This is a genomic window from Micromonospora saelicesensis (genome assembly GCF_900091575.1).
In the GTDB taxonomy this organism is placed as follows: Bacteria; Actinomycetota; Actinomycetes; order Mycobacteriales; family Micromonosporaceae; genus Micromonospora; species Micromonospora saelicesensis.
The window spans coordinates 247006-258948 of the sequence record NZ_FMCR01000002.1 but is presented as its reverse complement, the minus strand read 5'-3'; the positions used below and the strand labels follow the sequence as shown (position 1 = coordinate 258948).

General features: G+C 72.0%; 11 protein-coding genes. 9 read left to right on the top strand and 2 right to left on the bottom strand.

Going from position 1 to position 11943, the window contains the following annotated elements; translation table 11 throughout:
* Positions 1-3: 3 nt before the first annotated feature.
* Positions 4-948, bottom strand: coding sequence for an NADP-dependent oxidoreductase (locus tag GA0070561_RS09150; RefSeq protein WP_091398278.1), 945 nt, complete (start codon positions 946-948; stop codon positions 4-6).
* Positions 949-1060: 112 nt separating this feature from the next.
* Between GA0070561_RS09150 and GA0070561_RS09145 the strand changes: the two genes are divergently transcribed.
* From GA0070561_RS09145 to GA0070561_RS09135, 3 genes are read left to right on the top strand one after another with little or no spacing between them, the layout of a single operon-like run.
* Entirely contained in the window at positions 1061-1609 is a 549-nt protein-coding gene (locus tag GA0070561_RS09145; protein ID WP_091398275.1) for a TetR/AcrR family transcriptional regulator, read from the top strand.
* Positions 1610-1656: 47 nt separating this feature from the next.
* Entirely contained in the window at positions 1657-2220 is a 564-nt protein-coding gene (locus GA0070561_RS09140) for an RNA polymerase sigma factor (protein ID WP_091398272.1), read from the top strand.
* A complete protein-coding gene (locus GA0070561_RS09135; RefSeq protein WP_091398269.1) occupies positions 2220-3278 on the top strand; it encodes a hypothetical protein in 1059 nt (352 codons plus the stop codon). Before GA0070561_RS09140 ends, GA0070561_RS09135 begins: the two co-directional genes overlap by 1 nt.
* A 55-nt stretch (positions 3279-3333) precedes the next feature.
* On the opposite strand, the gene GA0070561_RS09130 is transcribed toward GA0070561_RS09135, so the two are convergent.
* On the bottom strand, positions 3334-4740 hold the full coding sequence (locus GA0070561_RS09130; RefSeq protein WP_091398267.1) for a KamA family radical SAM protein: 1407 nt from the start codon (positions 4738-4740) through the stop codon (positions 3334-3336).
* A gap of 141 nt (positions 4741-4881) precedes the next feature.
* Here GA0070561_RS09130 and kdd point away from each other — a divergent pair, with 141 nt between their 5' ends.
* Genes kdd through GA0070561_RS09100 form a run of 6 tightly spaced genes read left to right on the top strand, consistent with a single transcriptional unit; the run spans position 4882 to position 11544 of the window.
* Entirely contained in the window at positions 4882-5943 is a 1062-nt protein-coding gene (gene kdd, locus GA0070561_RS09125; protein WP_091398265.1) for an L-erythro-3,5-diaminohexanoate dehydrogenase, read from the top strand.
* Positions 5944-5947: 4 nt separating this feature from the next.
* Positions 5948-7513 (top strand): amidohydrolase, encoded by a 1566-nt coding sequence (locus GA0070561_RS09120; protein ID WP_091398263.1) that lies wholly within the window; start codon positions 5948-5950, stop codon positions 7511-7513.
* The gene (kamD, locus tag GA0070561_RS09115; protein ID WP_091398261.1) at positions 7510-9069 is read left to right on the top strand and encodes a lysine 5,6-aminomutase subunit alpha; all 1560 of its coding nucleotides are present in this window, start codon (positions 7510-7512) and stop codon (positions 9067-9069) included. The genes GA0070561_RS09120 and kamD overlap by 4 nt, the downstream gene beginning before the upstream one ends.
* Positions 9066-9821, top strand: coding sequence for a lysine 5,6-aminomutase subunit beta (gene kamE, locus GA0070561_RS09110; protein WP_091398259.1), 756 nt, complete (start codon positions 9066-9068; stop codon positions 9819-9821). Before kamD ends, kamE begins: the two co-directional genes overlap by 4 nt.
* Entirely contained in the window at positions 9818-10210 is a 393-nt protein-coding gene (gene kal / locus GA0070561_RS09105) for a 3-aminobutyryl-CoA ammonia lyase (RefSeq protein ID WP_091398257.1), read from the top strand. The genes kamE and kal overlap by 4 nt, the downstream gene beginning before the upstream one ends.
* Positions 10207-11544: a glutamate mutase L gene (locus GA0070561_RS09100; RefSeq protein ID WP_091398254.1), complete on the top strand. Its 1338-nt coding sequence runs from the start codon at positions 10207-10209 to the stop codon at positions 11542-11544. Before kal ends, GA0070561_RS09100 begins: the two co-directional genes overlap by 4 nt.
* The last annotated feature ends 399 nt before the right edge of the window (positions 11545-11943 follow it).

Genomic DNA, 11943 nt, shown 5'->3' with positions numbered 1-11943 from the left:
GGCTCAGCTTTCCTGAACGTCGTCGACGGTCAGGACGATCTTTCCGCGGCGGGATCCGTGCTCGGCCGTATGGTGCGCGTCGGCCGCCTTCGCGAGCGGGAAGGTCGCTTCGATGGGCACCCTGAAGCGGCCTTCGGTGACCAGTTCGGCGGCGGCGGGCAGGCCGTGGCGGCCGTCGGGTTCGCCGGCCAGCTGCCCCATGGACAGGCGGACGCCGTGGGTGGGCGCGGTGAAGTCCGCCAGGGTGAGCACCGCTGTCGGGTCGCCGGTGAGGTGGAGCAGCTCGGTCAGGGACCCGGCGCCGGCTACGTCGAGGGCGCGGTCGATCCGGGTCACGCCCAGGGCGTCGAGGCGGTTGGGGAGGTCGGGGCCGTAGGTGACCGGTGTCGTCCCGAGCTGGCGGAGGAGGTCGTGGTTGTCGGCGCGGGCAGTGCCGATGACGTGGACGCCGCGGGCGGCTGCGAGTTGGACGGCGATGCTGCCGACGCCACCGGCGGCGCCGTCGACGAGGAGCGTCATGCCGGGCCGTAGGTCCAGCAGGTCGAGGGCCCGGGTGGCGGTCTCGATGCTGGTGCCCGCCGCGCCCGCCTGGGCCCACGGCATGGCTGTGGGCTTGTGCGCCCAGAGCTGTAGTACCGCGAACTGTGCGCTCGCGCCGCCGAGTCTGGCCAGCTCGACGATGCCGAAGACATGGTCGCCGAGGGTGACTCCGTCGACGTCGTCGCCGATCTTGTCGACGATGCCGGCGGCGTCGACGCCGGGGATGTGTGGCAACGGCAGTTGGGCGCTCATCGGGGTGCGGCCGGAGCGGAGGCCGACGTCGACGGGGGAGACGCCGGCGGCCTGGACGCGGATGCGGATCTGGCCGGCCCGGGGCTGTGGCGCGTCGGTGCTGCCGAGGTGGAGTACCTCGGGACCGCCGAACCGGTCGTACTGCACGGCGAACATCAGGGGCTCCTCTGCCTGGTTGACGGGGTGGTAGTCGTACCGTAGGCCGGAAACGGAGCAGGCGTTCCGCTGTGGGGTCAAGTGAGAGGGTGGTCGGTCGGGGATGTCTCAGATGCAGCGTGCCGATGCCCGGTTCAACCGTGATCGGGTGGTGGCGGCGGCACGGGAGGCGTTCGCGTCGGCGGGGCTCGAGGTGCCCATGCGGGAGGTGGCGCGACGGGCGGGGGTGGGTGTGGCGACCCTGTACCGGCACTTTCCGACGCGTACGGAGTTGGTGGCGACGGTCCTGGCCGAGCGGGTGGAGGACTGCGGTGTGCAGGTGCGCCGGGCGCTCGATGACCCGGACCCGTGGCGGGCGCTGTCGGGGGTGGTGCGCGAGTTCGCCGAGCGGCAGATCCATGATCGGGCGCTGAATGAGGCGTTGTTGGGGCCGGGTGAGGTGAGTGCGGCGTTTCAGCGGGAGCGGCGGGAGCACGCGCAGGCGTTGAACGTGCTGGTCGGGCGGGCCCGGGCGGCGGGTGTGCTGCGCGACGGCGTCGACGCGGACGACGTGCGGGCCGGTCTGTTGGCCATCGCGTCGCTTCGACGGTTGCCGGCAGCGACGAGCGCCCGGGTGATCGGTCGGGTCGCCGATCTGGTGCTCGCCGGTATCCGCGCCTGACCGGTGCGGGCTGTCACGGTTGTCGTCGCACCGGACATGGACTGGACGTGAGCTCAGGGACAGAGCATGACGAGGACCGCTTCCGGCGGGTCTACGCCGAGGACTTCGAGTCGTTGTTGGCGTACGCGTTGCGTCGTGTCGCGCATCCGGAGGATGCGGCCGACGTCGTCGCCGAGACCTTCCTGGTGGCGTGGCGTCGCCGGCAGGACATTCCGGTCGGCGGTGAGGCTCGGCTGTGGCTGTACGGGGTGGCCCGGCGGGTGTTGGCCAACCAGCACCGCGGTGGCGTTCGCCGGCAACGCCTCGGTGAGCGGTTACGACAGCAGCTCGTCGTTTCGGTCGCCGATCCGGGGAGTGAGGTGCCGGAGCGGCTTGCCGTTCGGGCGGCGTTGGCGGGCCTGGCCGAGGTGGACCGGGAGGTGCTGATGCTCACCGTGTGGGAGGGTCTGCGGCCGCACGAGGTGGCCGCGGTACTGGGGGCGACTCCTGCCGCGGTGCGGACCCGGCTGTCGCGGGCACGGGCGAGGTTGCGGGGGCTCGTCGGTGACGACCCGGGGCCGCCCGGACATGTGCTCGACGTGCTGACCGCATCCACCGGGAAGGAGGACTGATGAGCGTCGAGGAGCAGTTTGACCGGCTGGTTCGGGACGCCGACCCGGGTCGGCTCGGTGTGCTGGGAGACATCGACGGGGTGAAACAGGACCTGCTGGAGGAAATCCTGTCCGAGTCGAAGCTCGATCGTGTCATCGAGATGCCGCAGCGGCGGTTGCGGGTGCGTGGTTTCGCCGGCGTCGTCGCGGCGGCAGCCGTCCTCGTCAGTGTCGTGCCCGTGTCCATCGTGGTGCGTGGCCAGTCCGAGGGCCGAGGGGTCTCGCCGATAGCCACTGTCGATCCTGGTGTGGTCTTTTCGCCGTTGGTGATGGCGGCGGCGCAGCGGAACCCGCGGCTGCTGATCGATCGGTCTGGCTGGAAGGTGACTGATCTGTCGGGGTTCACCGAGGAGCTGGGCATGATCCGTTTTCGCCGGGGTGGGCAAGAGTTGGAGATGAACTGGTATCCGGCGTCCGGTTATGCGGGTCGTTATGCCGGTCTGCTCCAGGTGAATCGGCCGAAGTCGGTGCGGGTCGATGGCTGGCCGGGTGACCTGTTCGAGTATTCCGGCAGTGATTTTGCCGTGCTGACGCGTCCCCGCGAGGACGTGTTCGTGGAGATGAGGACGGAGGGGGACTGGTCGCGTAAGGAATTCGCTCGGGTTCTCGCGGACATCGTCCGGGTGGACGCGCGGACGTGGTTGGCCGCGCTTCCGGCGGAGATGGTCATGCCGGTGGGGGAGCGGGCGGCGAAGGTGCTCGTCGATGTGCCGCTGCCGCCCGGGTTCGACGTCGCGGCGCTGGAGGACATCGGCGTGAGTGACTCGTACCACTTCGGTGTGGATGTGACGTCCCGGGTCGGCTGCGGGTGGATCGCGGAGTGGCAGCGGGCGCGGGCGAGCGGCGACGAGGCCGCGGTGCGGCGGGCCGCGGACGCGTTGCGGGGCAGCCATGGGTGGCGGGTGCTGCGGGATCTGGACCGGGCCGGTGACTGGGCGGAGGTGTTCTGGGAGTACGCCGACGAGGTCGCGGCGGGGACGGTGCGGGCCGGGTACGTGGGGGCGCTGGGCTGCCGTTGACGGGGGACGGCGAAGCCCCCAGGTGAGGAATCCCGGGGGCTTCGCCGTCGGTGGGTCAGTCGTCGCGGTGGTCGTGCCACCACTGCTGGCCGCCCTCGGGCAGGGTGTCGATCGGGTCGTAGTAGGCGTAGCGCTTGTTGAGCGCCTCCAGGTCGGCCGATTCGATGGAGGTGCGGTAGTTCTTCGTCCAGTAGGAGATGCCGCGCTCACGGTCGTAGTCGGTGAGCATGTGCACCCAGCGCTTACCGACGAAGGGGACGTCGCAGACGATGCGGGGGGTGGCGTAGCCGGGAAGGTAGCCCATGATGTCGTGCTGGAGTTGCTGGGCGTGCCAGACCGGCACCCGCCAGTGTTCGGCGTTGGGGATCATGTCGCACATGTAGAAGTAGTACGGCAGGATCCCGGCTTCGCCTTGGAGGGCGAAGCAGAGGTCGAGCAGTTCCGGGGTGGTGGCGTTGACGCCGCGCATGAGGACGCCCTGGTTGCGGACGTCGCGGACGCCGACGTCGAGGGCGGTCTGGGCGGCCTTGGCGACCAGTGGGGTGAGCGACTGGGCGTGGTTGACGTGGGTGTGGATGGCGAGGTTGACGCCGCGGCGGGCGGCGGTGCGGGCCACCCGCTCCAGGCCCTCGACGACGTCGGGCTGCAGCCAGTGCTGGGGCAGGCCCATGAGGGCCTTGGTGGCGAGCCGGATGTCGCGGACCGTCTCCAGTTCCAGCAGGCGCATGAGGTACGACTCGAGGTTGCGCCAGGGGACGTTGGCCACGTCGCCGCCGGAGACGACCACGTCGCGGACGCCGGGGTGGGCCTTGAGGTAGGCGATGTGGGCGTCGTAGCGGTCGACGGGCTTGAGGGTGAGTTTGAGTTTGTCGACGGCGGGGGTGGAGTTGCCGACGAGGTCCATGCGGGTGCAGTGCCCGCAGTACTGGGGGCAGGTGGAGAGCAGCTCGGCGAGGACCTTGGTGGGGTAGCGGTGGGTGAGCCCTTCGGCGACCCACATGTCGTGCTCGTGGAGGCTGTCGCGGCTGGCGTAGGGGTGTGAGGGCCAGTCGGTGCGGCGGTCGGAGGCGACCGGGATCATGTAGCGGCGGATGGGGTCGGCGAGCAGCGCCTCGGTGGTGAGGGTCGCGAACGGCACCATCGTGTTGATCATTTGTGGTGGCACCAGCATGGACATGGTGGCCAGGGCCAGCTGGTCGGCTTCGAGGTCGGCGTAGAAGGACTCGTCGATCAGGTCACCGAAGACGGCGCGGAGCTGCTTGATGTTCTTGACGCAGTTGACGCGCTGCCACTGGGCGGATTCCCACTGGTCTCGGGTGACGTGGCGCCAGCCGGGGAAACGGGTCCAGTCGGGTTCGACCAGGGGGCGGCGGTGGTACTCGTAGGGCTGCCCGGCGGTCGGTACGGCGACCGGGGCGTGACGGGGCTGAGGGATGGTCTCAACCGGTTGGGTCTGGGTCACGGCCCCTCCTCGGTGTTGCGGCTGATCATCGGAGCCCGAAGGCTACTGGAAAATATTCGGTACAGAAACTAGTCTGCCGTAAGTTTTCCCGTTACGCGAGCCTTGACCGGGGCTTCGAACGGCTGGCAGGGGGAGGTTGGCGTGACGTCACCGGTGGGACTGCACCGCGTCGTGCAACCGGCGGGGGTGCTGCCGCAGGCGGCCTGGCGCCTGGACACGTCGGCGGCGATCGCGCCGAACGAGGTGCGGATCCGGGTGCAGCGGCTCAACCTGGACGCGGCGAGCTTCCGGCAGTTGTCGGAGAAGCACGGCGGGGACGGTGACGCGGTCCGCGCCGAGGTGCTGGAGATCATCGCGACCCGGGGGAAGATGCAGAACCCGGTGACCGGGTCGGGCGGGATGCTGATCGGCACGGTCGAGGAGGCCGGTCGGCGGTCCCCGCTGGGGCTCACGGCGGGGGAGCGGGTCGCCACCCTGGTGTCGTTGACGTTGACGCCCCTGGTGATCACCGATGGGTTGGCCCGCTGGGACGGGCGCAGCGAGCAGGTGCCCTGTGACGGGTGGGCGATCCTGTTCGCGCGCTCCATCGCCGCGGTGCTGCCCGACGACGAGGACCCGCAGTTGTCCCTCGCCGTGCTGGACGTGTGCGGGGCGCCCGCCCTGACGGCCCGGGTGGTGTCGCGCTACGTCGAGGAGCGTCGGCGCACCGGTGACGCGACGCCGGTGCGGGTCGCGGTGATCGGTGGGGCGGGTAAGAGCGGGTCGCTGTCTCTCGCGGCGGCGCGACGGGCGGGCGCCGCGCGTACCGTCGGGGTGGTGCCGGTGGCGGCGGAACGCGACGCGCTGACGGCCGCCGGTCTGGCGTCGATGGTGGCGTTGGCCGACGCGCGCGACCCGGTGGCGTTGTCCACGGCGGTGACCACCGCGCTGGGGGTGCCGGCGGACGTGACGGTGGTCTGCGTGGACGTGCCGGGCTGCGAGCACGGGGCGGTGCTGGCCACCGCGGACGGCGGCACGGTGATCTTCTTCTCGATGGCGACGAGCTTCTCCGCTGCCGCGTTGGGCGCGGAGGGGTTGGCGGCGGACGTGACGATGCTGGTCGGCAACGGGTACGTGCCGGGGCACGCGGAGTTGGCGCTGGGGCTGCTGCGGGCCGAGCCGGGGGTGCGTCAGCTGTTCGCGGCGCGGGTCGCGGCAGACTGAGGTCATGACGAACCCCTCGACGTTGTATCGCGGCGGCGTGCTGCACTGCCCCGCCGACCCGAGCGCCACCGCGCTGCTGGTGTCCGGTGGGCGGATTGCCTGGTTGGGGACCGACGGTGACGCGCCGCCGGCCGACCGGGTGGTGGACCTGGGCGGGGCGTTGGTGACGCCGGCGTTCGTCGACGCGCACGTGCACGCCACCGACACCGGGTTGGCGCTGTCCGGGTTGGCGTTGTCCGGGGTGCGCTCGGCGGGGCAGCTGCTCGACGCGGTGGCGGGGTTCGCGGCGGGTCTGCCGGCGGACGCGGTGGTGCTGGGGCACGGCTGGGACGAGTCGGGTTGGTCGGATCCGACGTTGCCGGACGCCGCGGCGCTGGACCGGGCCGCCGGTGGTCGGCGGGTGTACCTGTCGCAGGCGTCGATCCACTCGGCGTTGGTGTCCTCGGCGTTGCTGGCGGCGTGCCCGCAGGCGGCGCAGGCGGCCGGATACGACGCGTCGGGCTGGTTGCGGCGCGACGCGCACCACGTGGTGCGGGCGGCCGCGCAGGCGTCGGTGAGTCGGGCGCAGCGGGTCGCGGCGCAGCGGGTGGCCCTGGCCCACGCGGCGTCGTTGGGGATCGCGGCGGTGCACGAGTGTGGTGGCCCGGAGATCTCCGACGAGGAGGACTTCACCGGTCTGCTGGGCATCTCCGGCGCGGGGTTGCCGGAGGTGTACGGGTACTGGGGTGAGTTGGGTGGTGCGGCGCGGGCCCGGGAGTTGGGCGCGGTCGGCGCCGGTGGGGACCTGTTCGCCGACGGGGCGTTGGGCTCGCGCACGGCGCACGTGTCGCAGCCGTACGGCGACGGTGACGGCTGCGGGCACGGGTACCTGTCGGTCGAGCAGGTGCGCGATCACCTGCTGGACTGCGCGGCGCACGGCATGCAGGGCGGTTTCCACGCCATCGGTGACGCGGCGATCGGCACCGTCCTCGACGGGTTCGCGGCGGCGGCGCGGACGGTGGGGGTGGAGCGGTTGCGGGCGGCCCGGCACCGCATCGAACACGCGGAGATCATGAGCAAGGCGTTGATCGCGCGGTTCGTGGAGTACGGGGTGGTGGCGAGCATGCAGCCGGCGTTCGACCGGTTGTGGGGTGGCGCGGGCCGGATGTACGAGACGCGGTTGGGGTTGGACCGGTCGTTGGAGTCGAACCCGATGGGTGCGATGCACTCGGTGGGGGTGGCGTTGGCGTTCGGGTCGGATTCGCCGGTGACGCCGCTGGACCCGTGGGGGTCGGTGCGGGCGGCGGTGGCGCACCACAACCCGGCGCAGCGGATGAGTGTGCGTTCGGCGTTCGCGGCGCACACCCGGGGTGGGTGGCGGGCGGTGCACCTGGACGTCGAGGGGGTCCTGGCGTTGGGTGCGCCGGCGACGTTCGCGGTGTGGTCGACGCCGGCGGGGGTGGAGCGGGGTCTGCCGGTGTTGCAGGCCGAGGACCCGGAGGCGCGGGGTCCGGACGACCCGACGCCGCTGCCGGTGTGCCGGCGCCTGGTGCTGCGCGGTGAGGTCATCTATGAGGAAGGGTCATCATGACCGGGAAGCTTGATCTTGATCCGGTGCTGGTGGCGCGGGCGCGGGAGTTGGCGCGTCGGGCCGGGCAGCCGGTGGTGGACCTGGCGCGCAGCCACACCACGGTGTCGGTGGAGCGGGCGGTGCTGCGGTTGGCGGGGGTGACCGGCGCCGACCCGGACGGCATTCCGTGGGTGAACCGGCTCGTCGACGCGGTCGCCGCGGACGTGGGGTTGGGTCACGGGGTGGCGGTGCCGGTGTTCGACGCCCTGGTCCGTGAGGGCAGCACCGACGTGACGTTGCTGGCGCAGAAGGCAGCGGCCGGGTCGGTGCGGTTCACCCAGCCCACCGGGCGGGCGGCCACGGCCGCCCGGTCGGCGGCGCGCAAGGCCGTCGGCGCGGGCATTCGGCGCATCGACCGGCGGCGCGCCGAGCGGGACCGGCTGGTGAAGCGCCACGGTGACCCGGCGCAGCGGCCGTGGATCTACCTGATCGTCGCCACCGGTGACATCTACGAGGACATTCCGCAGGCGCAGGCGGCGGCGCGCGCCGGCGCGGACGTGATCGCGGTGATCCGCTCCACCGGGCAGTCGTTGCTGGACTACGTGCCCGAGGGCGCGACCCGGGAGGGGTTCGCCGGCACGTACGCCACCCAGGAGAACTTCCGGCTGATGCGCGCGGCGTTGGACGAGTCGTCGAAGGAGGTGGGCCGCTACGTGCGGTTGACCAACTACGCCTCGGGGCTGTGCATGCCGGAGATGGCGACCCTGGCCGGGTTGGAACGCCTCGACATGATGTTGAACGACTCGATGTACGGGATCCTGTTCCGCGACATCAACCCGGTGCGCACGTTCGTCGACCAGCGGTTCTCCCGGCAGGTGCACGCCCGCGCCGGGATCATCATCAACACCGGTGAGGACAACTACCTGACCACCGCCGACGCGGTCGACGAGGCGCACACGGTGACGGTGTCGCAGTTGCTCAACGAGTTCTTCGCGCATGAGGCGGGGTTGGCGGACTGGCAGTTGGGGTTGGGGCACGCGTTCGAGATCAACCCGGAGGTGCCGGAGTCGTTCCGGTTGGAGTTGGCGCACGCGTTGCTGGCCCGGGAGTTGTTCCCCGACGCACCGTTGAAGTGGATGCCGCCGACGAAGCACATGACCGGTGACGTGTTCCGGGGCAACCTGCTCGACGGGTTCTTCAACCTGGCCGGCGCGCTGACCGGTCAGGGCATCCTGCTGGTGGGGATGATGACCGAGGCGGTGGTGACGCCGTGGTTGTCCGACCGGGACATCGCCCTGCAGAACGTGCGTTACGTCCTCGGCGCGGCCGGTGGGCTGCACGAGGACTTCGTGCCGGCGCCGGGCGGGTTCATCCGCCGCCGCGCCAACCAGGTCCTCGGTGAGGCACTGGACCTGCTGGAGCGCATCGGGGAACAGACGCTGCTCACGGCGATCGCCGAGGGCACCTTCGGGATCATGAAGCGGCCCGCGGACCGCGGCAAGGGCCTGTCCGGGGTCGCCGCGCACGAGGCCGACTACTGCAACCCGGCCACCGACATCCTGGAGGCCGCCGCGTGAGCGGGGAGAAGCAGATCGTGCGCCCGTACGGGGACACCACCGGTGACGGCATGGTGCAGGTGTCGTTCACCCTGCCGGTGACCCACGACAAGCGCGCCGAGGGCGCGGCGGTGCAGTTGGCCAACAAGATGGGCATGGACCCGGCGATGGTGGTGCACGCCAAGCCGATGGGCGACGGGTTCACGTTCTTCGTCGTCTACGGGCGGGTCAACCACCTGGTCGACCTCAACGCCGTGCAGGTGGTGGAACGGGACTTCGCGCTGCTGTCGGCGAAGGACGTCAACACGGTGATCAAGCAGCGGTTGCGGCGCAAGCTGTCAGTGGTCGGGGCGTGCATCGGCACCGACGCGCACACAGTGGGCATCGACGCGATCCTCAACGTCAAGGGCATCGCGGGGGAGAAGGGCCTGGAGTACTACCGGGAGTTGAAGGTCACCAACATGGGCGCGCAGGTCAGCGTGCCGGAGCTGGTGGAGACCGCCCGGGCGGAGAAGGCCGACGCGGTGCTCGTGTCGCAGGTGGTCACCCAACGCGACGCGCACCTGCACAACACCCGGGAGATGTCCGCGGCGTTCCGGGAGGCGATGCCGGCGGGGCGGCGGCCGCTGCTGATCGTCGGTGGTCCCCGCTTCGACGAGACGATGACCGACGAGTTGGGCGTGGACCGGATCTTCGGTCGGGGCACCACGCCCGGCGAGGTGGCCAGCTACCTCGTGCACGCCCTGATCACGCAACGGAAGGCGATGGCATGACCGACGCACGGCTCGGGTTGACGGTGACGCACCGGCGGTATGTGCCGTACTCGCACGCCCACTACGCCGGCAACCTCGTCGACGGGGCGTACGCGCTCGGGTTGTTCGGCGACGTCGCCACTGAGGTGTGCATCCGCACCGACGGCGACGAGGGCCTGTTCGCCGGGTACGCCGACGTGCGCTTCCACGCGCCCGTCCAGGCCGGGGACGTGGTCGAGGTCACCGCGCGGGTGTCGCGGGTGGGCACCCGTAGCCGCTCCCTGGAGTTGAGCTGCGCGGTGGTGTGCCGGGGTCGCCCGGAGCGCTCCGCGTCCGCCGCCGAGGTCCTCGACCCGCCGATCGTGGCGGTCACCGCGACCGGCACCGTGGTCGTCCCCGCCGCGTCGTGACCCTGGCGGTCTGCGCCGACGTCGGTTCCACGTACACGAAGGTGGCGGTGGTGGACCTGGCCGCCGGTGTCCTGGCCGGCGCGGCGTCGGCGCCCACCACGGTGGGCACCGACGTGCTGCACGGCCTGGACGCCGCGGTCGCGGCGGCCACCGCCGGTCTCGGGGTGCGCGACGTGCCGTGGTACGTGTGCTCGTCGGCCGGTGGTGGGCTGCGGCTGGCCGTGATCGGCTACGAGCCGCTGGTCACCGCGCAGGCCGGCCGGCGGGTCGGGTTGTCCGCCGGCGCGCACGTGGTGCACGTCGCGGCCGGGCGGCTCGGCGCCGCCGACCTGACGGCGTTGCGGGCGGCCCGCCCGGATGTGGTGCTGCTCGTGGGCGGCACCGACGGCGGCGACGCCGACACGATCACCCACAACGCCACCCGCCTGGCCCGGGCCCGGTGGCGCCGGCCCGTGGTGTACGCGGGCAACGCCGACGCGCGCGAGCAGTTGACCGGGCTGCTGCGCGACGCGGGTGTGCCGGTCACCGACGCCGACAACGTCCTGCCGCGCATCGGGGTGCTCGCCCCGGCGTCGGCGCGGGCGGCGATCCGGGCGGTGTTCCTGCGCCACGTCATCGGCGGTAAACGACTGTCGCGGGGTGCCCGGTTCGCGCGGTTGGTGCGGGCGGCCACCCCCGACGCGGTGCTCACCGGTGTGGAGGTGCTCGCCGACACCCTCGGCGGCGACCTGGCCGTGGTGGACGTGGGTGGGGCCACCACCGACGTGTACTCGGTGCTCACGCCCGACGAGCGGGCCACCGGGCCGGGCCGGGAGGTCGCCGGCAGCCTGTGGCGGGCCCGCACCGTGGAGGGCGATCTGGGCATGCGCTGGAGCGCCCCCGGGGTGGTGCGGGCCGCCGTGGAGGAACGGCTGCTCGCCGCCGGCGAAGCCGACGACCTGGCCGCCGCGGCGGCGCGACGGGCGGCCGACCCGGCGTTCCTGGCCGTCGACGACGTCGAGCGGGCCGTGGACCGGCGTATCGCCACCCTCGCCGCGACGGTGGCGCTGCGCCGGCACGCCCGGGGCGCCGCCACCGGTGAGCGGGCCGGGCGGGACCTGCGCGACGTGCGGATGCTGGTGGGCTCCGGTGGTGTGCTGCGGCACTCGCCGGCGGACGTGTCCGGGCAGGTGCTGACGGCGGTCCTGGCCGACCACGCCGGCGGGTGGGCGCTGCCGCGCGCCGCCGCTGCGGTGGTCGACGCCGACTACGTGCTGGCCGCCGGAGGGCTGCTCGCCGAGGAGCACCGGGCGGCCGCGCAGTCGCTGCTGCGTCAGCATCTGCGTACGCATTGAGACTCGCCGACCCGACACGCCGTGTCGCAACACACGACAGGCCGGCTGCGGGTTGACAACCGACGGGGGTCGGCACGTACCGTCTTTGAGTCCTACCACGGGAAGCGGCTGTTGTTCGCTTCGTCCCTTCGTCCGCTGGCCGAGCGACATGTTTGAGCGTCATCGTCGCGGCGGCCAGGTCCAGCGGGCGGGGGTCGGCGGGGCGGCGCGAACCGGCCGCGGTTACCGGTGTACGGGCAGGGTGAGGTGCACGGCCAGTAGACAACGGCCCGGCGGGGGCAGCCAGTCCACGTCCGGTCGGTCCGAAGGTCGTCGTGCCCCATCCTCGCCACACCGGCCGGGAAGGGCCTGGGAGCATCGGGGCGCGGCGCGAGCCGCGCCCCGATTTCATGTCCCCCG